Here is a 21,315-nt window from a genome sequence, read left to right on the forward strand (position 1 = left end):
CACGGGCCTTCTCCGATGGTGCAAACGAACTAACGAAGGGTACGACAGTGGCCACGCCTCCTATGCCACCTGCTACGGACGTCGCTATCAGCCACGTACGGCGGCTGCTGTCGACGCGGTCATCTTCGTGAACTGGCATCACACTCCTCATTTCCAGATTGAATTTTTGCTTGAATCGCTTCGAGGGCGACGAGTCCCGGCTAATGCAGGCGCCTTAGTGCAGCCCCGATATGTAGTCGGAAACCGCCTTTATTTCGTTATCCGACAGACGCGATGCGATGGCGTGCATCGTAGGGCTGTTGTCGCGCGCGCCCGGCCCCTGACTGAACGCGTTCAACTGACTGGCCGTGTAGGTCGCCCATTGCCCCGAGAGGCGTGGGAATTGAGAGGGAATGCCCTGGCCACTGGGCCCGTGGCAGGCAGCACATGCAGGCACGCTCTTTTCGACAATCCCGCCGCGATAGATCTTCTGCCCCAGTGCAATGGCGTCCCTGTCATGCGCGTAGCCGGGCTTCGGCGTCTGCGATGCGAAATACACCGTTACGTCCGCGATCTGCTGATCGGACAGCGCGCCCGCCATGCCTGCCATGATCGCGTTGTTGCGGGCCGGTTGCGCTGCATCGGCGCGTGCCTTGAAATCCCTGAGTTGTTTGGCGAGGTATTCGGCGTGCTGTCCCGCGAGCTTCGGATAAGTGTCCACGGCGCTGTTACCGTCTGCGCCGTGGCATGCCGCGCATACCTGGGTAACGATGACCTTGCCTCGATTGGCATCCGACTTCTCGAGTTCGGCCGCGTGTCCCAAAACAGTCCAACCCGACAATACAACCGCCAACTGAAACACTGCCCAAGTCCCGCACATTCGATTCATTCGCGCCCCGCTTCATGGGAGTTATAGATTGAGCAAGTCACGACGAGGCCCTTACTGCCTCGCCGCGCAAAATGGATCCACAAAGAAATCGTTAAGGATGGCAGATCAGATCGGCTTGATCGGAATGTAATGACCGTCTTTTCCGACCGGCGTCAACGGTAGCCCCTGCTTCTCGCGCCGTTTTCTTTCTTTCGATAGCGGCGGGCATGTGTGCTCGTCGTAGTACAGCACCATGCAGTCCAGACACAGCATGCACTCCATCTGGTCGATCCGCCCTGCATCGTCGATAGCCTGCGATCCGCAGCCTGCCGCGCACGCATGGCACGTCGTGCATTCTGACTTGCGACGCAACTTGAGGAAGCGAAAACGACCAGGCAGTGCGAGGCTCGCGCCGAGCGGACACAGATATTTGCAGAACGGCCGCTCGATGAAGATCGATGCACCCACGACGATGGCCCAGAACAGCACGAACGGCCACGACCGGTTCATCACGCCGACAAGGAAAGTCGTCTTGAACGGCTCGATCTCCGCGAGCTTTTCGGCCCACGGCATCGAGAAAAACGATACGGCGAGCAGCACGGCGAACACAACGTACTTGAGCTTGCGTAGCGAGTTGTGCAGTCGCATGGGCAGCTTGCGTTGCAGCCTCTTCAGGCCGGTCGCCCGGGCGATCTTGTAGAGCAACTCCGACATCGAGCCGAACGGGCACATCCAGCCGCAAAAGAGCCCGCGCCCCCAGACGAACACCGTGACCGCAATCACGATCCAGAACACGAAGATGAACGGGTCGGAAAGAAAGAGCCCCAGATTCCAGCCGCCGAACAGCGAGTGGACGAATGTGAGCACCTGGGTAATCGACGGTTGCGCCAGCTCGTACCATCCAGCGAAACCAATGGCAATGAGCCAGCTTGCTGTCTTGGGCCACGAAACCCAGCGTTTGTCCGCACGCTTCGCCTTGCGTACCCAGCGGTCCCGCGTGGCAAAGAAGAGCATGACGGCTGCGGCCCAACCGATGAACAGACCGATTTGCAGACGCTTGGCGCGCCAGGCGTTCTGCCAGGCGGGCGTTTCCTCGTCTACATGCGGGTGGCCGCCTTGAAGAAAGCGCGCCGGCAGCCAGTACGGCGAATTGAATGCCGAGAAATTCTTTGCGCCGGTTTCCTTGTCGATCTTATGACCGAGGAATACGAACTTCCACGGGTAGGCCGCGCTGAACCTCGTGCTACGCACAATGAAGATGCCCGTTTCATTGAACGACGGAGCACCCGAGGCCTGCAACGAGTACAGGTTCAGATAATCGGAGTCCTTGAAGGTGAACGCGTTGATTCCCTGGCGCACCTGGATACGGTCGTAAATGCCACCGCGTACGAACCCCGATCCCTTGAACGACTCCGTACCGTTTGCAACGACGAAGAGCGCCTGTTCGCCGGATTTGAGCCGGCTCATCAACTGCGCGTAGTCGTAGTCACCCAGAATACTCTTGCCGATGGCAGGTGCATTCAGGTAACCGTAGTACAGGTCGAGGTAGGGCGAACCGGTATCCGCGGCGCCGACGTCGCTCGCATGGACGGCCAGATGCTGCACAGCCCCCATGTCGACGAGCGCCTGCCACCCGTAACGCGCGACCGCCGGCAGCAACCTCGCCTGCGGGAGAATGGTTTCCTTCACGATGCCGACCTGGCTTGCGACGGCAACGGCGCAACGCGAAATCAACTGGTTCTCCGCGATGGCCGTCACGGTGGCCCCGGAAATGGCGTCAAGGCTCGTGCTACCCGCATCGCTACGCCCGATCTCGAATCGCGCGCCAGCAAACCGGCTCACATATTGATGCAGAAATGTGAGGAGCTTGCTCTCGGGAATACCGACCAGCAAGATGGGCTCGCTATGCTTGAGTACCCTGACGCCCGTAATCACGCCTTTCGTATCCATCCCGATCAGCGTGACGATGGGCTTACCCGAGTAGCCTTGAATATCGACGATGTCGGTGGACAGAAACACGTAGCCTTTCAGCACCCGCGTGTGGCCATCGTTAGCGTAGGCCTCGACGTACGGCGGATTTCCCTTGCGTGCAGAGAACTCGGTAGCGCCAGGCAGTACGCCCGCGCAGTCGGTCCACTTACACATCTCGGGTTGACTGAACAATTGATCCGGCAGCTCCTGTTCGTAGATAGAAGCGAAGGCCGGCGGCATGCCCGCGAAGAGCAGCACCAATGCCACGATCCAAAACGATACTTTCATTTTTGTCGCTTTGAAAAGGCCGCGCGGCACCGCTTTTCCGGAACTGAAAGTCCCGCAGGTCGCCCGGTCGGATTTCTGACGCCGCGCCTGCCGGCGAACCGCGGCCGGCACAGCATCGTCACTCATGTCACTGCGCCTTGGAGACCATGAAGTCCACTGCGGCCTTTACTTCGTCATCCTTCAGACTCGGGTTGCCGCCGCGTGAAGGCATTGTGCCGTTATTGCCCGTGAACCCTTCAAGCGCGTGCTTGTACAGCGTGGGTTTGCCTTTCGCAATGCGCGGCGCCCAGTCACCCTTGTTGCCGAAAACAGGCGCACCCGCTGCGCCCGTCTGGTGGCACATGAAACAGACGCTTTTGAACACCTTCTCCCCTGCGGGATTCGGTGCATCGGCGCTCGCCGTCGCCGTACCAGGATTCACCGCTGCCGTCGCAGGCGCTGCCGCGGCCACCACGGTGACGGAGGCCACCGGTGCAATCGATGTTTGTGCCGCGCCGGCGGCCTGTGAAGCAGCGCCGCTCTTGTCGCAAGCCGACAGGCCGAGCGTCAGTGCAAATCCAATTCCAGCAATCAACAGGTTGCGAGCTTTCATCTCTTATCTCCTCAATCAGGTTTCAAGCTGCGTCAGCTGACGCAGCCGGCAATACATCGGCAAGCGATGGTTCGTAACCGAGCAGCGGTTGCGCGAGTAGCCGCTCGATCAGCACACGGACGTTGAGCCACGGGTCCGCATCGATCTGGCTGACCGGATCGTCGACGGCGTCGCCGTCCGGCGTATGCAGATGATTCGGGAACGTGCGGAGCGTGCGGTGCAGTGGGGCGGTGTCAATGCGCATCGTCGCTTCGCCCCAGCGCCAGTTCATCGCGTACTCGCGCGGCGCAGCAAAGCGCAGCGTCAGATCGACGCCGTTGATCAGTTGCAACTCCAGCGCGTCTCGGCATAGCGTGATCGACGCGAGCTGTGTCGCATCGAACGTCGCCTCGATTTGTTCCTTCAATTCAAGGTGCAGCATCGTCAGACTCCCGTCGCGAGCAGTTCGCGCAACTGTTCGCGAATGATTTCGCGCGTATGTGCAAGCGTTTTTGCGCCAAGGTAATGTTCATAGGCCGGGTGCTCTCCCACATCGCCAGACTCGATGAGTGCGAGCAGATTTTCTTCGTCGTCTGCACCGTACTGCGCGAGGATCAGCTTGCGGTCTTCGCGCAGGTCGTACAGCACACGACTGAGCGCGTCGATCTGCATCGCCGCTTCCGAAGGCACGTTCTGAAAAAATTGCGTCATCTCTACTCCCTCACATGTTGTGGTCTTTGACCACGCCGCCATCGGTTGTCGCCATGTCGATCGTGACCTGATCGAAGCGATACAGCTTCCCGCCCTCGGATTTCATGAATTGCTCAGCGTCACGCCTGTTTGCGAACGACGCGAAGGTCTGGCCCATTGCACCAGGTTTTTTCGAACCGATTACGTAGGTAGCCTGCTTCGCGTCGATCCAATGACCGGTGGGGTGCTCCCAATCCGCTGTTCCCATGTCCTGCACGTACATCGCGCGAACCTTACGGTCGTGCTCGGGGCGCAGATAAACCGAGAACAGTCCCAACGTGTCGCAGAAGAAGTCCGCTTGTCCGTCTGCGTAGAGAATCTGTGCTTTCGGGCCGGGATAATCTTTCAGGCTCATGCCGTCGAGCACGCTCACGGTCGAGTCGGTAATCTCGTGCGGCGGAGGCAACGATGCCGATTCGTTCTGGCATCCGGATGTCACCACGATGGCGAGCACTGCAATAGCCGTCGCGATAGTGGTCTTGAAGAAGCGATAGTTCATCGATTGAATCTCCATGCGGCAAGGCCGAGCGGCGCCGCGATCCACGCGAGCATCACCGGACCGAGAAGAAGCGGCTCTGCGAGCGACGCGGGAAACACGCTGACGAGGCCGTACATCGTGTGCAGGTCAGCCGGCCCGAATATGTTCAGGATGCGGAAGATGTCCGCGGGATTGAGCATCAGCAGCAGCGGAAACAGCGGGCCGAGTACGGCACCGCCCGTTGCGACCAATGCGCCGAGCAGCAGCAAGTCGTAGACGAGCACGAAGAAGAACCACAAGCCAATGGCGACACCGCTCGCCGAAGTACGGCTTGCGCAAAATACCGACGCGGACACCGCGAGGCTCAGGAACACCCAGCCGAGCAGCACGGCGCTAATGACGAAGCCGGCGTACTGATACCAGTCGGCCGCAGGCGCGCGTACGGCGATCACGATGCCGGCCAGCCCGAAGCCTGCAAGCGTGGCGCAGGTCAGCGCCGCCGCGAGACCCGCATACTTGCCGAGCAGCAACTGAACACGATTGATGGGATACGAGAGCAACAGATTCAGCGTGCCGCGCTCACGCTCGCCTACGAGTGCATCGAAACCGAGAATCAGCGCGATCAACGGCAACAGGTAGATGGTGAGGCTGACCAGGCTCGCGATCAGCGGCTCGATGCCATGAAAGCCGATTGAGCCTTGTGCGGCTGCGCCGAAATACGAGGTGGCAAGCGTGAACGCCGCAAAAACAAGCGACACGGCAAGCACCCAGCGGCTACGAATGCGGTCGTGGAACTCCTTGCCGGCGATCACGCCAATTTGTGCCCAGTGGGAACGGCTGAATACGCTCATGCGCTTGCTCCCGTATAGCCGAGGAACACGTCTTCGAGAGACGGCTCCTGGATTTGCAGGTCGGCGATCCGATCGGACAACGGCGACAGCGCCGCAATCGCAGCCATCTTCGCGTCGCGTGGACATTGAAATGCGATGAGACGCTCGCGGATAGTCAGTTTTCCGAACGGCGCGCGGTTCAACGCGGCCTGTAGCGGGCCAACGTCCTCCGAATGCGTGTGCACCTCGATGGACAGCGGTAGATTTGTCTTGCCGCGCAGCGTCTGCACGCTGCCCACCGCCTGAATGCTGCCGCTGTGCAGAATCGCAAGACGGTCTACGCGCTGCTGGATTTCGGCGAGGATGTGCGACGTGATGACGATGGTGGTTCCAGCCTGCTGCCGGGTCTTCAGGATTCGATAGAACTCGCGAATGCCTTCGGGGTCCAGACCATTCGTCGGTTCATCGAGAAACAGAAGTGACGGGTTGCCGAGCAATGCCTGTGCAAAGCCTAGCCGCTGCCTCATTCCTTTCGAGTACTCGCGCACCTTTCGAGCGGCTGCAGCGTGGCTCAATCCCACCTGATCGAGAAGCGCCTTGCATGCCGCTGTTTTGACGCCCTTCAGTCGTGCGAAGAAGTGCAGCGTCTCGAGCCCGGTGAGGTTGTCGTAAAGCACGACGTTCTCCGGCAAGTAGCCGAGTTTTCGCCGTACGGCTTGAAACCGCGGACCGCCAACGAGTTCACCGTCAACCTGAACGCGGCCGGCATCGGGCGAGACAAGCCCCAGCATGAGCTGGAACAACGTGCTCTTGCCCGCGCCGTTGCGGCCGATGAGGCCAAACAACTCGCCCTTCTGAATCTTCAGATCGACACCGTCGACCGCGCGCAACGCGCCGAAAGATTTGGCGACGCCAGTGAGTTCAATCATGCTGCTTCCCCATCCACTTCACCCAGGCGGCGTGCAACGGCTGCATCCGCGGTGTGTCATCGACAACGCTCGGCACCGCCATCAGCGGGAACTGCTGGGCAATCAAGCGCAGCGATTGCACGGCCGGGCTGTTCATCAACACCTTCACCGCCGGGACACGCCAGGTCAGCCGGTCGACAAGATCGCTCGCCGTATAGGGGATATCGCCGATGCCGCGCCCGCGCCGGTCCCAGCCGAAGTAGTCGCTCCAGTAGTTGCCAGGCCACGACACGTCGTTCGCGGCCACGTAGCGAATCTGCTCGCGGTTCTGGATGAAGTCGTTGCCGGTCACGTTGTTGTGAACCGAGCCGCCCCACAGATGCACGCCGATCGCGTTGTCCACGACGAGATTGCGGCGGATCGTGTTGTATTCGGCGTCGTAGATGAAAAAGCCGCGCTGGTTGCCAGCCACAACGTTGTTCTCGACCACCGAATCCTGCACGGTGCGAAGCATGATTCCGTGATCGGTGTTGCCCCACACCTTGTTGTTCTTCACGACCTGGTTACGCGCTTCCATGATCGCGAGACCGCCGCGATTGTGGTACACGTCGTTACCGTCCCACACGTTGTAGTACGAATTCATGTAGTGCGTACCGTATCGAACGTCGTGAATCGTGTTGCCTTTGAAAAGCGCGTGATGCGAGACATCGACGTAGATGCCATCGCGCGAATAGCTGATGGTGTTGCCCACGATCTGCGCGCCGGTTGTGTTGTAAAGCTGGATGCCGTTGCCGCGGTCCGGCGAGCGCAAGTCGCGCTTGCCCACAATCAGGTTGTCCTGCACATGCACGTCTGCCGATTTCTCGATCCAGAGCCCGAACAGGTTGTAGACGAGTTCGCAGTGGTCGATTTCGGTTCTGTCCGAACTGGGTTGCACGTAAACGCCGGCGTTCTGCGCGGTGAGATTGGCTCCGCTGTTCACGATGGCAAGGCCGGTAATTCTCACGTCCGGCGCGGCAACGCGAATGACATCGCCCGCATTGTGTCCATCGATCATGGGCCGACCTACTCCTTGCAGCGTGATGCGCTTCGTAATCCTCAGGTTCTCCCCGTAGTGCCCCCCGTACACAACGATCGTGTCCCCCGCCTGTGCTGCTTCGATGGCTGCGCCGATTCGCTCGCCGGGATGAACGGCCAGCGTGGCGGCCGCGGCGGTCTGCGCGAGCAGCATCGCAAACACAAACATCGCAGCGAGTGAGAACTTCGGCATTCTGGCCAACCAACCACAGGGGTTATTCAATTTGCACGCGCGCCGGTCATCGCGAGGCAGGGGAGATTCCCCCTGCCTCGCTTTCCACTACCGGCACATGTATTGACGCTACGCCTGCACGAGCATTCGAGAGCGCATTTCGAGGTGCAACGCGTGACAGAAGTTGGTGCAGTAGCACCAGAACACCCCAGGCTTGTCGGCGACGAACGTGACGGACTGGGTCTGCTGCGGATGGACGACGAAGCTGATGTTGTAGAACGGGATAGCAAAGCCGTGCGTCAGGTCCTCGACCTTGTCCAGATTCGTCAGGATGATCGTGACCTCATCGCCCTTCTTCACCGTCCATTCACGCAGACCGAACGTCGGCGCCTGAGAAGTCAGATACACCGTGACCTTGCGGCCCTGACGTTCGACACGGTTTTCCTTCGGACTCTTGACCGCATGCGGGAACTCGTTCAGATCATAGATCTGCCGCGTCTTGATAATGTCGCGTCGAACCATGATGGAGTCATGCGGCTCCGGGTAGAGCGGGTGATCCCCCACCAGTTGCATTTTCTCGCCGCTGATGTCGATCAGCTGCGAGCTGTCCGGGTGAAGCGGGCCAACCGGAAGGTACCGATCCTTGGAAAACTTGTTGTCCGAAATGAAGTATTGACCATCGGGCTCCCGCGTCTCGCCCATCGAAGTGAACCCGTGCCCCGGCTGGTAGTGCACGTCGATGCGGTCGACCACGACCTTCGCATTCTTGTCGCCTTTGTACGACCTCATTGCTGCGTCCAGGTCCCACTTCACGATCTGGCTGTCGAGGAAGAGCGTCGTGTAGCAGAAGCCCTTGCCGTCGAAACCCGAATGCAACGGTCCAAGCCCAATCTCGGGCTCGGCAACAACCGTGTCCCGCGGTTCCTTCAAACCGCCGTCGAACCACTTGAGCACCAGCTCGTGCGAGATCAGCGTTGCGGTTGGCGACAGCTTGCCGGAGCACGCGTAATACTTGCCGTCCGGCGAGACATTCACGCCGTGCGGGTTCTTCGGTACAGGCACATAGCAGGTGAGCGCAGTCTTCGGATCTGCGTTGGCCACGTGCGTGCCGTCTACAACGGGAACCTGCGAATTGCCGATGTGGAAGAACTTGCCGTTCTTCACCGCTTCCTCGATACGCGCAATGTTGAAGAACACGCAGGCATCGCGCTCGGCCGCCATCATCTCTTCGTAGTGGACGCCGTTTTCCGTGTTGTACTGATTCGAGCAGGCCAGCTTGCCGTCGTACGAAGTGGCCACGAGATCGAGATTGCCGTCGATCTTGACCTGCCAGCGCGGCTGCATTGTCTTCGCATCGACGCAGGTGAACAGGCAGAAATACTTCTTCGGGTCGTTCAGGTCGCGACCGTCGTTGGGCTGCGGAATGTGGAACTCGCTGCCGCAGAACACCCGCGTCGTGTAGTTGATGTTCTCGTCGAGCGGGTCGCGCTTGTCCGGGAAAATGCCGTGAAAACCCTGCACGTTAGGCAACGACGTGATCGCGTCGCACTCCATCGTGTCGAGACGTACGCGTGCAACGCGCGCGTTGATCTTGTCGTTCACGAAGATGTACTTGCCGTCATACACGCCATCCGTGTACGACATATGGACGTGGTGCGTGTCGCCGTTGAAGTAGTTGAGTTGCCCGTTCGGCCTTGTGCCGATGATCTTGCGCGACTCATTCGTGATGCCCCAACCCGACATGCAGTCGATGTTGTACACCGGGATACGCCGGATCTCGCGCCCGGACGGCAGCCCGTGGACCCGAAGATCGCCCGAGTGGCCACCGCTCGAAAACGCGTAGTACGTGTCGAGCTTGCCAGGATGCACCTCGTACTTGTCCCAGTTGATGGCGGTGGCGGAACCCGTGCCTTCGGCGCCGCTTGCACCACCTGTGGCGGCGGCAGCGGTGCCGCCGCCGCTCTTGTTGCAACCGGCGAGACCGAGCGAGAGACTCGCGCCCGCGAGGCCCGCAACCGCCGAAGAAGCGAGGAACCTGCGACGCCCCGAATCTTGCGGAACTACAGCTTCTTCAGATTTTCCTTTTGAAAAAGTCATCACATTCTCACTCATTAATTCGTTCAACGCCGGTTGCCCGGCGGCTTTGTTTTCATACCCGAAAAGGCAGGCCTCCCGACTACGGCACGACAAGACACATCCACAAACAGAACAGGGTTATTCCCGTGCCTCGACTCTCCAAAAGACAACGCGGTTAAAAATCAAGAGAAATTAAATTGAAAGGAATTTGAGATTTCCTGTGATTTAGCGGAACTTTTATACGGGGCTAGTTTGGTGTTCTACCGAACGGCCGGGTTTGATCTATCTCAAAATACGTATTAGGGATGCATCTTTTTGTGGCACATGTGACAATCGGGCGCGGAGCCCACTGGGTGGACGACTGTCTGGCGTCCTTGATGTAGATCAAGTGTAGGGATATTCGAAAAAACAATAATCCACTCGATGTCAGGTCATCCCGGCAACCGCGCCGCAAGCCGTGAATCCCTTCAGAGTTTTTGTAAATTGTTCAATTCCCGAAGAGTCATCTGGATATTTCTGTCCGTCGCAATTGCTGTTGCCGGTGGGATTTGGCTTACGCTCAGAACGCCTGAACTGTATATCCAGGGAACTTACGTCTTCGGTACTCGCGTTCAATTAGTGCTCTATGGCGTGCCACTCGATGAGGCTCAGCGGGATGCCGATGCAGTTTTCGCACACTTTCAGGCAATGCATAGGGAAATGCACGCATGGCAGCCGTCGGAAGTCATGCAGCTCAATCACAGCATCGCAGCAGGTGAGCCGTTCCAGGCATCGGCGGAACTTGCGGAGATTCTGCGTTCGGCACAGCAACTATCGCTCGACACACAGGGTTTGTTCGACCCGGGCATCGGCCGGCTCATTCGGCTATGGGGCTTCCAGGCGGACCAGTTCGATGTTGTGCCACCGTCGCGCGACGCGGTGGAGCGAGAGGCCGCACGGCACGCCCATATAACGGACCTTGCGATCTCGCCTACGGGTGTGGTTACCAGCGCTAACCGCGCGGTGTCGATTGATCTTGGCGGCTATGCGAAAGGCTGGTCGCTGGACGAAGCCGCCGCGATCCTGAAGCAACGCGGCGTCGAAAACGCGTTGATCGACGTTGGCGGCAACCTGCTCGCGCTCGGCAGCAAGGGCGGCATGCCGTGGCAGGTTGGCATCCAGGACCCGCGCAAACCAGGAACGCTTGCGACGCTCGAACTGCGTGACGGTGAGGCAATAGGCACCAGCGGCGACTACGTGCGCTTCTACAAGGCGGACGGCGTGCGTTATTGCCACATCATCGACCCACGCAGCGGCTTTCCAGCCACACAGAGCGAGTCGGTGACCGTCCTCGTGAAGCCCGGCCCGCATGCGGGCGCGTTGTCCGATGGCGCAAGCAAGGCGCCGTTTGTAGCGGGAGCCACGACGGCGATGTCGCTTGCGCGCAAGACAGGAGTGGACGCCGTCCTGCTGGTCGACACACAGGGACACGTTTTCGCATCCCCGGCCATGGCGGAACGCGTGCATTTCACTGATCCGTCGCTGCGCCCGGCACGTCTGGATTGAAACACTGGAAGGCTGCCCGATATGCCGGAGAAACCCTCTATCGACGTGCGCAAGGTGAGCGTTCAGCGCGGCGGCCGCGCCATCCTGCACGACGTCAGCCTGGCGATCGGGCAAGGTGAGCTGGTAGCGCTCGCAGGGCTCAACGGTGCAGGCAAGACGACACTGCTCCTGCTTCTTGCAACGCTGACCATGCCAGGCAGCGGACATATCTTCATCGACGGCATCAACGCGCTCACCCAGCCCGATAAAGTGCGTTCGAGAATCGGCGTCGTGTTTCAGGAGTCCGCATTGGAACCGCGTCTGAGCGCGCGCGACAACCTCTGGTTCATTTCGAAATGCCAGGGATTGAGCGGACGCGCGGCGCGAGTGCGCGTTGACGACGTACTCGCAGCATCGGGGCTCGATGCATTCGCCGCAACACCCGTTCAATGCCTTTCGGGCGGGCAGCGCAGGCGGCTCGAACTCGCGCGGGCACTTATTGCGCGGCCTCGCATCCTCTTGCTTGATGAGGCCACGCTAGGTCTCGATATCGCGGCACGCCACGCGTTCTGGTCGGAAATCAGAACGCTCGTGGCAGACGGTCATACCGTACTGTGCTCCACCCACCATACCGACGAGGCGCGCGACGCCAGTCGCGTGGTCGTGCTGCACCAGGGGCGCATGCTCGCAGACGATACATGGCAGACCATGTGCACCTCTGTTCCCGCCACGATCCGATTGCGGGTACCAGCCGTCGAAGAAGCGGCAGGATGGCTTGCAGGACAGGGCCATACGGTATCGGTGGATGGCCACACCGTGGTCGTGCCGGGAACGGACCCCCACGCCATGCTGCCAGCGCTGCTGCAACGCATGCCCTTTCGTGTACTGGGCGCCGAGATCGCATTGCCAGATCTCAGGAATATCGTCGAGCACTGCATCGCCATGCGTGCCGGCCATCGTTCTCACGCGACAAAAGCGGTGCCCGCATGAGCAACGTCGCCGCCATCATCTGGTTCGATCTGAAGCGGTTCTGGGCATCGCCTCTGCGAATCCTGTTCGGCCTTACGCAGCCCTTGCTCTATCTTTTCGTTCTCGGCGCGGCGCTCAGGAGCGGCACCTATGCGGAGGTGAGCGGCTATCAGGCATACATCTTTCCGGGTGTCGTCGGGCTTTCGCTGATGTTCACGGCAACCTCAGCCGCCATCGGCATCGTGCATGACCGGCAGACAGGATTGCTGAACGCTTTGCTCGTCTCGCCGCTCGGCCGTATCGAGATCGCCGCCGGAAAAATCGGCGCGGGCGCAGTGGTCGCGTGGGCGCAGAGCCTGTTGCTGCTGCCCTTCTCGCCGGCCATTGGAATCGGGTTGACGGCGCCTCGCCTGATGCTTCTGCTCTGCGCGATGGCGTTCGCTGCGCTGACTTTTTCCGCGCTCGGGCTTGCGCTTGCGTTGCCGTTCCGCTCGGTGATCGTGTTCCCGGTCGTATCGAACACGCTGCTTCTGCCGATGTTTTTTCTCTCGGGAGGGTTGTATCCGCTCGATCTTGCACCGCAGTGGATCCGCTTTGCCGCCGCGTACGATCCCGCTGCATACGGTGTCGATTTGATGCGAGGTGTGCTGACGACACAATTTTCGATCGCGCCGGTGCAATCGGTTGCCGCGCTTGCAGTGTGCCTCATCGCGGCAGGATGGATTGTCGCCCGACGACTCAGTCGGCGCGACGTGTGATGTGTTCTGTTTCTGTGGCAGTGGAGCGCTGCTCGCGCTCAATCATTTTTGCTTCAGCAACGTAGAGGAGATGGGTTATGGGCGAGTTGAGTATCTGGCATTGGTTGATTGTCTTGCTGGTCGTTGCGCTGGTGTTCGGTACGAAGAAGCTGCGCACCCTGGGAAGCGATCTGGGGGGCGCAGTGAAAGGCTTCAAGGAAGGAATGCGCGAAGGCGAGGCGCGAGACGTCGTAGCGCTGGAACAACTGCCGAGCCACGACAACCCGGAGCCGCCGCAGGCAACCGGCGTTGAACGAAGCACGCTGACAGAGTGAAGCTCAGTAACAACTGCTATGACGCAGTCTGCGCGTCGCCCTCTTCTTCCAGCATGCGCATCGCGGCCTTTTCAGCATTCAGCACGTGCTGGCGTGCGAGCGCCTGCGCCTCTTCGCCGTCGCGCGCCTTCAGCGCCTTGTAGAGCCGGTCGATTTCCTTCAGGCTGCTCGGCAGCCGGTCAGGATGCATCAATGAGGTCGCGCGCAGCAGATTCACACGTGAATAAAGGCTCGTCAGAATTTCCTTGACGAGCCGATTGCCACAGTTGTCCAGCAGCACGTCGTACAGTGCGGTCTTGGCTTCCAGCACGCCGGACTGGTTTTGCGCGGTCGCCTGTGCGCGCAGCACCTTCGCGGCTTCGCCGAACTGCGCAATCGCCGTGTCGCTTGCAAGCCGGGCGAATTCGTGTGCCGCAAAGCCCTCCAGCAGCGCACGCAATGCGTAAAGTTCGGCCGCTTCCTCACGCGACATCACCGCCACCACCGGACCTTTGTGCGGCACGTTGCGCACGAGCTTTTCCGCCTCCAGTTTGCGCAGCGCCTCGCGCACCGAGGTGCGGCTCACGCCCAGCGTCTCGCACAATTCCCGTTCGATCAACCGCGCGCCCGGCGCGAAGCGGCCGCTCATAATCGCCTGGCGAAGCACATTCTCGACCTGGTGCCGCAACGTCTCAGGCCGGACCAACTCGATATCAGTCGACATTATTGTCTTCCCGTCCGACAAAAATCCAGTCGCTATGATACTTCACTCCAACCTGATCCTGTGGCGCGATGACGATCGGGCGGGGCAATCAGACGTATGCGGTCGACCGTCTAGTTGTAGCCGAGAATGGCCACCGTGCGGACCGGTGCATGTTCGTCTCCGTTGGATGCCAGCCGCGCAAGTGGCAACCCCTGAAGCGCACGGAACGCCGAATGCGTTCTGCGCTCGGGTTCAGCGGCAACGGTCCGTGCAAACTCCCGGTCTTCGCCGCGTGCTGGATGAAAGCGTTCGGGGCGCATCGAAACCTCAGGGCCCGGCCGCATGGCACTGTCTCTCGAGCGCCGCCGCAAGCAAAGGCGCACCCAGTTCGGCGCCGTGGATGCCGGTGGTACTCACAATCTCGAGCAACTCCATCAGCTCCCCGGCGGTCGCCCCGTAGCGCAGCGCATTGCGCATGTGGAGCTTCAGCCCGGGCACATAGAGGTGAGTCGCGGAGGCATCGAACGCGCAGTACATGAACTCCTTGATCTTCGGACTCAGCACACCGGTGCGCCACGGCACCGACGAAAACGCGACGTAAGCCTCGAAAAGATCGGGATCGAGTTCAAGCAGTCCTTCCCATGTCGCATGCCAATAGCCGCGATGGGTCTCGAAGGCTGTTTTCAATGCGCGCCGACGCTCGTCCAGCGGTGCCGGCGCTGCACGCAAACCTTCTTCCTCGAGCACCTCGAGGAGAATCGGCACGCCGACGTTACTCGTATGAATGCCGATCGTACTCACCAGTTCGAGCACTTCCATCAACTCCTCTCGCGTCGCACCGAACGCAAGCGCACGCTCGATGTGATGCGCGACACCCGGCGCATAAAGCTGCGTCGTACAGGCGTCCGCCGCGAGCGCGATGAACTCGCGAACCTTGTCGTCGAGATGACGGTGCCGCTGCGGAACCGCCGAAAACTGCACGTATGCCTCGACGAAGCCCGGATCGAGACGCAGCATGCTTTCCCACGCTGCATTCCAGATGCCGTGCACCCGCACGAAGTCGTCCTTGATCTGCTGGGAATCGGTGGGTCGCGTCATGGGTTCGTACCCAGCCCCTTCGGGTAATCGGACTCGGCGACCTCCTCCTGCCACGTCGCCTTACCGAGCGAGGTCGCGATATGAACCATGTAGCTCGCGTCGCTCGCGCCATGCCAGTGGCGTTCGTTCGGCCCGATGAACACGATGTCGCCTTGCCGGATTTCCTGCGGTCCCTCGCCCTCCACGCAGATCCAGCCTTTGCCTGCCGTCACCTGGAGCACCTGGCCCTGCTCGTGCGTGTGCCAGTAAGTGCGGCCCTTCGGTGCGAAGAACACCGTATTGATCGTCACGCCGTTCGTTGCGGGCATGACCGGGTCTGCGAACACCGTCCCGGTGAACGTTTCGCCGCGTTGCTCCGAACGACCGCCCTCGGCCCTGCCGTGAAATACCTTCATTGCTGCTTCTCCTCGTTACGTTTGCCATCGAACAGCCGGACGCCGCCCGATACATCGCCAATCGCATCCACCACCCGGTTGCTGATCACGTCGCCGTAGCCGAGCGCGGTGCCCAGCCCGAAGCTCGCCAGCGGCCCGGCCGCGTTCAGCGACACCACGCCCAACTCTCGCGCGCGATCCACGTAGAGCACGACATCCTTCGTCATCAGCTTGCCCGTGAGGCCGCCTTCCAGATAATCCCCTTCGACAATCTTCGGAAAGCGGTTCAGCGTTGCGAAATTCACACCGCTGCTGCTGTTCAGCACGTCCAGCAGCAACCGCAGATCGAGGCCCGCCTTCTTGCCCGCAACCATGACCTCGGCGCTCGCTGCAAGGCTCACCGCGTTCAGGAAGTTGTTCAGCAGCTTGGTCGTATGTCCCGCGCCGCTCGCGCCCATGTACGCGACCTTCGCGCTGATGGGCACAAAAGCCCATTCGATCGATGCCACCGCGTGCTCGTCGCCACCCACCATCAGCGTCAACGTGCCCTTCTCCGCCGCCGCCGCGCCGCCGGAGATGCCGGCGTCCACGTACTGAACGCCTTCCTGCGCGAAGCGCTGTGCGAGCCGTATCGTCGAACTGGCCGCCGCCGTGCTCAGGTCCACGACGATCTGCCCGGCACGGCAGTGCGCAAGCACGCCGCCCTCGCCTTCGACAACCGTCTCGACAACCTTGCTGTCGGGTAGCGACATCATCACGACGCCCGCAAACTTCACGACCTCTTCGATCGAGCTTGCGACTTTCGCGCCCGCTGCGGCAACCCGCTGCGGCGCTGCGTCGTAGCCCAGCACGGCAATGCCGGCATCGACGAGCCGCCGCGTCATCCGGCCGCCCATGTTGCCGAGGCCGATGAATCCGATCCGCTCCTTGTTCATCTCTGCGGTTTCCTGTGGTTGGTGAATCAAAAATCGACGTCCTTCGTTTCCGGTCCCATCAACGCTCCAATCGCGCCGATCAGGCCGCCCACCGTCAGCAGAACGACGGATGTCAGATGCAACGGCATGAAGGCGCTCAACCAGTTCATATAGAACGCGTAGAACGACGGAATGATCACGGAGAGGCTGAAGCCGACACCGAAACCCGTTGCGCGCACGTCGGTGACGAAGCGCTCGTTGATGTAGGTGACGATGACGCCCCACGGAGACGTGACGAGCACGGCGAGCAGGCACGTCAACACCATGATCGTCGCGAGCGACAACCCCTGGATGGTGGCAAGCGCGTACATCAGCGCTGCGCCCACGGTTGCGATGGCGGGACCGACGATCACGAAAAAGCGCCGCCGTCCGATGCGCTGTGCGATCAAGCCCGAGGCGATGTAGCTGAAAAACAGCACGCAATACGTGATCATCAGCGTGAGCGTCATCTGGAAGCCCGTCAGGTGCAGCGTCTTGACGAGCATCCCGGTGGGCAGAAAGATCGTGATGATGTTCTGCGTGAGCCAGAAGCCGGTCATCATCAAAAGCACCTGAAGCAGGTTACGTCCGCTGCGGCCGCGCATCAGGTCGGTCAACGGCAGTTTTTCCGCCTGTTTCGGCTTGTCGCCGGCCTCGCTCTTCCAGATTTCCGATTCCGCCACCTTGTGCACGTAGTACAGCGCGAGAATGCCCGCAAGCGCGGCACCCATCACGAACGGCACCCGCCAGCCCCACTGCGCGTACGGCGAGTTCACGCCATTCAGCGGAAACAACACGAACATCACCATCGCGACCAGATTGATCGTCACGTAAGCGGCCGGAAAGCCCGCAATGATGAAGCCGCCGACGAACCCCCGCTGCGACTTCTTCGAGTACTCGATTGCGAGCGGCATCGCGCCGGTATAGCCCCCGCCAAGGAAGATGCCGTCGACGAATCGCAGCAGCACCAGCAACCAGTACGACACGATCCCGATGCTCTGGTAGCCCGGCAGCAGCGCAATCAGCAACGTGACGATGCCGAAGCCCGACACCGACCAGATGGATGCGCTGCGGCGCCCCACCCGGTCCGCGATCATGCCGAACAGCAACGCACCCACCGGCCGGCCCAGCAACGTCGTGATGAAGACCAGCGACGCAAGAATCGTCTCCATGCCGCTCGACAGATGCGGCGGCTGAAAATAGGCCAGCACCGGCGAGAGCACGACCACCGGCAAATAGATATCGAACATGTCGATGAACTCGGAAAAAAACGCGCCTTTGATCGCATGGCGGCGCTTCGTTTCGATCGACTGATCGCTGTCCCGCTGTACCACTTCGTCTGCTGTCAGGGTCTTCATCGTTGTCTCCGTTCATTGTCGGCGCCTCGTGGCGCGTGTTTTCCCCGCATAGCCATCGGCGGCGCAAGTGCCGGGCGCCGCCGCGTGCCGCGGTGTCTCATGGTCGGTCAGACCGCCGAGGTCTCCGCCTCATAGGCCTTGATCGCGTCGCTCGCAACGCGAAACGCGGCGAGCGCAAGCGGCACGCCGCAATAAATCGCGGCCTGCATCAGCACTGCGCGAATCTCTTCCTTCGTTACGCCGTTGCGCAGCGCCCCTCTCACATGCACCGAGAGTTCGTGATGCTGGCTCATCGCGGTAAGCATCGCGAGGTTCAGCATGCTGCGCGTCTTGAACGGTAGAGTCTTGTCGCCCCAGATATCGCCCCAGCAACTCTCGGTGACGAACTTCTGCATTGGGCGGTTGAAGTCGTCTGCGTTGGCCCACGACTTCTCCACGTGCGCGGCCCCCAGCACTTCCTTGCGGTTTTCGAAGCCCCTTTCAAAGCGTTCGTCGAAGCGTTCATTGCCCATCTTGCGATCTCCCGGTTTCGTTCCATTCAGCATCGTCATTGCATGACGGAATGATTGAATGTTTGTCATACAATCAAAACGAACAAAATTTTTTGGCGCGCGTCCGGTGCACGGCTTACGTGCCGCCGTAGCCCACCAGCGCCTTCGTTTCCAGATACTCGCGCAGTCCCGCTTCGCCCCACTCGCGGCCATTGCCCGATCGCTTATAGCCGCCGAAAGGCGCATGGAAGTCCGCTGGCGGATAGTTCAGATGCACGCCGCCCGCGCGCAGCGCGCGCCCCACCTTGCGGGCCCGCTCGACACTGCCGGACTGCACGTATGCGGCAAGCCCGTAATCGGTGCCGTTGGCCATGGCGATGGCGTCCGCTTCAGTCTCGTAGGCCATCATCGAAAGTACCGGGCCGAAGATCTCTTCCCGCGCAATCGTCATATCGGGCGTGACATCGGCGAACACGGTCGGCTTCACGTAGTAACCCTTATCAATTCCCGCCGGTCGTCCTGTGCCGCCGGTTACGAGCCGCGCGCCTTCGTCGATACCTTTCTGGATCAGCATCTGCACACGTTCGAACTGGTTGCGGTTCACGAGCGGGCCGAGTTGCGTTGCCGGGTCTTCGGTCGCGCCCATACGGTACGCTTGCGCCGCGCGCTTCGCGATCTGTGCTGCGTCGGTCATCAGATGACGAGGCACGAGCATTCGCGTCGGGATCGAGCACGACTGGCCCGAGTTCGTGAAGCATGCGGCGACGCCGCGTGTCACCGCCGCCTCCAGATCGACGTCGTCCAACAGAACGTTCGCCGACTTGCCGCCCAATTCCTGCGCGACGCGCTTCACTGTGGGCGCGGCCGCCTGGGCGACCAGCACGCCCGCGCGCGTGGAACCGGTGAACGACACCATGTCGATGTCCGGGTGCGCCGCAATCGCCTCGCCTACGCCAGGGCCGTCGCCGTTCACGAGATTGAACACGCCGGCCGGAACCTGAGCCTCGTCGAGCACTTCGGCAAACAACAGCGCGCTGAGCGGCGAATACTCGCTCGGCTTCAGCACCATCGTGCAGCCGGCTGCCAGCGCGGGCGCGATCTTCACGACGATCTGGTTCACCGGCCAGTTCCACGGCGTGATGAGGCCGCACACGCCGATCGGCTCCAGCACGACGCGCGTGTTGCCGCGTTGCTCCTCGAATTCGAAGCGCTCCAGCACTTCGATCAGCGTGTTCAGATGCGCGGGGCCGCGCGCGGCCTGGCCGTTGCGCGCGAACGTGATGGGCGCGCCCATTTCGCGTCGCATCAGCTCGGCGAATTCGTCATAGCGCCGTTCGTAAATCTCGAGTACACGCTTCAACAATGCGACGCGTGCTGTGACGCTCGATGCCGACCACGTCGCGAACGCGCGGCGTGCGGCCGCAACCGCGCGGTCCACGTCCTGCGCGTTGCCGAGCGCGAGCCGCTCGAACGCCGTTTCGGTGGCTGGATCGATCACGTCCATCCAGCGCGGCGAGGCCGGTTCCGCCCAGCGCCCGTCAATGTAGAACTGTGCAGTGTGTGACATGAAAACTCCGAGTGGCCGCGCCGGTTCAGGAACTGCTCACGGGCAGCAGCCGATACATTTCCGTGTGGTCGGTTGCAGGCGTCGAGCGTTGCGCAGCTTCGTCCCACAGGGCGACGCAGGTATCGCCGAGCGTCATGGGATACCCCACGGATTGCGCGAGCGCCCGCGCAATCTTCAGGTCCTTCGTCATCAGTTGCAGCGCAAAGCCGGATGCGAAGGTGCCGCTCAACATGAACTGCTTCACCTTGTTTTCCGACGTATTGCTGCGGCCCGACGAGGCGTTCAGCACATCCGTCATGACAGCGGGCTCGATACCGAAACGCTGCGCGATATGCAGGGCCTCCACGGTTGCGGCAAGTCCGGCTGCCGACACGTAGTTGTTCAGCGCCTTCGCGGCGTGGCCCGCGCCCGCGCCGCCAATGTGCAGCAGGCTCTTGCCCATCGCCTCCAGCACGGGCCGGCAGTTCGCGAACACGTCTTCTCTGCCGCCCACGAGGATTGCGAGGGTGCCCTCCTTCGCTTTCTTCACGCCGCCCGAAACCGGTGCGTCCAGATACGCGAGGCCGCGCTCCTCGATCACCGCGCCGAGCTTGCGCGAGCGCTCCGGTTCCGACGAACTCATATCGATCACGACCGCGCCGGCACGCAGATGGTTGATCCAGCCGTCCGCGCCGCTCCCCAGCAGCACGCGTTCGACAATCGCCGAGTTCGGCAGCATTGTGATGAGCACATCGAGCGATCCTGCGTTCGCGGCGCTCAGGCGTTGCGCGCCGGTTTGGCTGACGATGGCTTCGGCGCGCGTGGCATCGGCGTCGTCGACGAACAGCTCGAAACCCGCGTGGGCGAGGCACTGCACCATTGGCGCGCCCATCATGCCGAGGCCGATGAAGCCGATGCGTCTGGTTTGACCCATGATGTCCAACTCCTATGCCAGCGCCGAAAAAGCCGTCGGCACGAGAAAGTGGTTTTCGATACGCTCGACGATGGGCCGCACCGCCTCCGTCTCCGCGCGCTTTGCGATCCACTCCGGGTCGGTCTGGAACGCGTTCCACTTCTGCTCGCGCTCCGCGAGACTTTCCCACTCCAGCATGTAGGTGAGCGCGTGGTTGTCCGGTCCGATCAGCGTGGTCCAGAAGCCGATCTGCCGGATGCCGTACTTCTCGAAAAAGCCGAGCGTCGTGGTCGAGAAGCGCTCGAGCAGTGCGGGCAGGCGCGTCGGCGCGCAATGGTAGATACGCATTTCAACAATCATCTGTTTC

General features: G+C 61.1%; 24 protein-coding genes. 4 read left to right on the forward strand and 20 right to left on the reverse strand.

Annotated features, from left to right (window positions below):
- From PKKP23_RS04020 to nosZ, 11 genes are all read right to left on the reverse strand, one after another.
- The coding region (locus PKKP23_RS04020; protein WP_275094557.1) for a ubiquinol-cytochrome c reductase iron-sulfur subunit N-terminal domain-containing protein at window positions 1–139 on the reverse strand (139 nt) is incomplete at its 3' end.
- A gap of 75 nt (window positions 140–214) precedes the next feature.
- Window positions 215–868, reverse strand: a complete 654-nt coding sequence (locus tag PKKP23_RS04025) for a c-type cytochrome (protein WP_161978069.1) — start codon at window positions 866–868, stop codon at window positions 215–217.
- A gap of 105 nt (window positions 869–973) precedes the next feature.
- A complete protein-coding gene (locus PKKP23_RS04030; protein ID WP_126875890.1) occupies window positions 974–3,106 on the reverse strand; it encodes a 4Fe-4S binding protein in 2,133 nt (710 codons plus the stop codon).
- A 127-nt stretch (window positions 3,107–3,233) separates the two neighbouring features.
- Window positions 3,234–3,698, reverse strand: a complete 465-nt coding sequence (locus PKKP23_RS04035) for a c-type cytochrome (protein ID WP_126875891.1) — start codon at window positions 3,696–3,698, stop codon at window positions 3,234–3,236.
- A 22-nt stretch (window positions 3,699–3,720) separates the two neighbouring features.
- On the reverse strand, window positions 3,721–4,119 hold the full coding sequence (locus PKKP23_RS04040) for a toxin-antitoxin system TumE family protein (protein WP_126875892.1): 399 nt from the start codon (window positions 4,117–4,119) through the stop codon (window positions 3,721–3,723).
- Between the two features lie 2 nt (window positions 4,120–4,121).
- Window positions 4,122–4,388 carry a hypothetical protein gene (locus tag PKKP23_RS04045; protein ID WP_017773603.1) on the reverse strand — a complete coding sequence of 89 codons (267 nt, stop codon included), beginning with the start codon at window positions 4,386–4,388 and terminating at the stop codon, window positions 4,122–4,124.
- 10 nt (window positions 4,389–4,398) lie between these two features.
- Window positions 4,399–4,926 (reverse strand): nitrous oxide reductase accessory protein NosL, encoded by a 528-nt coding sequence (locus PKKP23_RS04050; protein ID WP_017773602.1) that lies wholly within the window; start codon window positions 4,924–4,926, stop codon window positions 4,399–4,401.
- Window positions 4,923–5,756, reverse strand: a complete 834-nt coding sequence (locus tag PKKP23_RS04055; RefSeq protein ID WP_126875893.1) for an ABC transporter permease — start codon at window positions 5,754–5,756, stop codon at window positions 4,923–4,925. The genes PKKP23_RS04050 and PKKP23_RS04055 overlap by 4 nt, the downstream gene beginning before the upstream one ends.
- A complete protein-coding gene (locus tag PKKP23_RS04060) occupies window positions 5,753–6,664 on the reverse strand; it encodes an ABC transporter ATP-binding protein (RefSeq protein WP_126875894.1) in 912 nt (303 codons plus the stop codon). Before PKKP23_RS04060 ends, PKKP23_RS04055 begins: the two co-directional genes overlap by 4 nt.
- On the reverse strand, window positions 6,657–7,913 hold the full coding sequence (locus PKKP23_RS04065) for a nitrous oxide reductase family maturation protein NosD (protein WP_126875895.1): 1,257 nt from the start codon (window positions 7,911–7,913) through the stop codon (window positions 6,657–6,659). Before PKKP23_RS04065 ends, PKKP23_RS04060 begins: the two co-directional genes overlap by 8 nt.
- A 108-nt stretch (window positions 7,914–8,021) precedes the next feature.
- On the reverse strand, window positions 8,022–10,004 hold the full coding sequence (gene nosZ / locus PKKP23_RS04070) for a TAT-dependent nitrous-oxide reductase (protein WP_126875896.1): 1,983 nt from the start codon (window positions 10,002–10,004) through the stop codon (window positions 8,022–8,024).
- A 387-nt stretch (window positions 10,005–10,391) separates the two neighbouring features.
- On the opposite strand from nosZ, the gene PKKP23_RS04075 reads away from it, so the two are divergent.
- The 4 genes from PKKP23_RS04075 to tatA all read left to right on the forward strand — a co-directional run bounded on the left by PKKP23_RS04075 (window position 10,392) and on the right by tatA (window position 13,533).
- Entirely contained in the window at window positions 10,392–11,513 is a 1,122-nt protein-coding gene (locus PKKP23_RS04075; RefSeq protein ID WP_240658731.1) for an FAD:protein FMN transferase, read from the forward strand.
- Between the two features lie 21 nt (window positions 11,514–11,534).
- Window positions 11,535–12,482 (forward strand): ABC transporter ATP-binding protein, encoded by a 948-nt coding sequence (locus PKKP23_RS04080; protein WP_126875897.1) that lies wholly within the window; start codon window positions 11,535–11,537, stop codon window positions 12,480–12,482.
- A complete protein-coding gene (locus tag PKKP23_RS04085; protein ID WP_126875898.1) occupies window positions 12,479–13,219 on the forward strand; it encodes an ABC transporter permease in 741 nt (246 codons plus the stop codon). Before PKKP23_RS04080 ends, PKKP23_RS04085 begins: the two co-directional genes overlap by 4 nt.
- 77 nt (window positions 13,220–13,296) lie before the next feature.
- Entirely contained in the window at window positions 13,297–13,533 is a 237-nt protein-coding gene (gene tatA, locus PKKP23_RS04090) for a Sec-independent protein translocase subunit TatA (protein WP_126875899.1), read from the forward strand.
- A 16-nt stretch (window positions 13,534–13,549) separates the two neighbouring features.
- Here tatA and PKKP23_RS04095 read toward each other — a convergent pair whose 3' ends face one another.
- From PKKP23_RS04095 to PKKP23_RS04140, 9 genes are all read right to left on the reverse strand, one after another.
- Window positions 13,550–14,236 carry a GntR family transcriptional regulator gene (locus PKKP23_RS04095; RefSeq protein WP_126875900.1) on the reverse strand — a complete coding sequence of 229 codons (687 nt, stop codon included), beginning with the start codon at window positions 14,234–14,236 and terminating at the stop codon, window positions 13,550–13,552.
- Window positions 14,237–14,542: 306 nt separating this feature from the next.
- Window positions 14,543–15,313 carry a carboxymuconolactone decarboxylase family protein gene (locus PKKP23_RS04105; protein ID WP_126875902.1) on the reverse strand — a complete coding sequence of 257 codons (771 nt, stop codon included), beginning with the start codon at window positions 15,311–15,313 and terminating at the stop codon, window positions 14,543–14,545.
- Window positions 15,310–15,708, reverse strand: coding sequence for a cupin domain-containing protein (locus tag PKKP23_RS04110; RefSeq protein WP_126875903.1), 399 nt, complete (start codon window positions 15,706–15,708; stop codon window positions 15,310–15,312). Before PKKP23_RS04110 ends, PKKP23_RS04105 begins: the two co-directional genes overlap by 4 nt.
- Window positions 15,705–16,649: an NAD(P)-dependent oxidoreductase gene (locus PKKP23_RS04115; protein ID WP_275094558.1), complete on the reverse strand. Its 945-nt coding sequence runs from the start codon at window positions 16,647–16,649 to the stop codon at window positions 15,705–15,707. The genes PKKP23_RS04110 and PKKP23_RS04115 overlap by 4 nt, the downstream gene beginning before the upstream one ends.
- Complete coding sequence (locus PKKP23_RS04120; protein WP_126875905.1) at window positions 16,649–17,998, reverse strand: MFS transporter; 1,350 nt, start codon at window positions 17,996–17,998, stop codon at window positions 16,649–16,651. Before PKKP23_RS04120 ends, PKKP23_RS04115 begins: the two co-directional genes overlap by 1 nt.
- Before the next feature lie 107 nt (window positions 17,999–18,105).
- Entirely contained in the window at window positions 18,106–18,510 is a 405-nt protein-coding gene (locus PKKP23_RS04125; protein ID WP_017773587.1) for a carboxymuconolactone decarboxylase family protein, read from the reverse strand.
- A 115-nt stretch (window positions 18,511–18,625) separates the two neighbouring features.
- The gene (locus PKKP23_RS04130; RefSeq protein ID WP_126875906.1) at window positions 18,626–20,056 is read right to left on the reverse strand and encodes an aldehyde dehydrogenase family protein; all 1,431 of its coding nucleotides are present in this window, start codon (window positions 20,054–20,056) and stop codon (window positions 18,626–18,628) included.
- Window positions 20,057–20,081: 25 nt separating this feature from the next.
- Window positions 20,082–20,969, reverse strand: coding sequence for an NAD(P)-dependent oxidoreductase (locus tag PKKP23_RS04135; protein ID WP_126875907.1), 888 nt, complete (start codon window positions 20,967–20,969; stop codon window positions 20,082–20,084).
- Window positions 20,970–20,981: 12 nt separating this feature from the next.
- Complete coding sequence (locus tag PKKP23_RS04140; RefSeq protein WP_017773584.1) at window positions 20,982–21,308, reverse strand: NIPSNAP family protein; 327 nt, start codon at window positions 21,306–21,308, stop codon at window positions 20,982–20,984.
- Window positions 21,309–21,315 lie beyond the last annotated feature (7 nt).

The sequence above is a fragment of the Paraburkholderia kururiensis JCM 10599 = LMG 19447 genome (genome assembly GCF_003986935.1).
GTDB lineage: Bacteria > Pseudomonadota > Gammaproteobacteria > Burkholderiales > Burkholderiaceae > Paraburkholderia > Paraburkholderia kururiensis.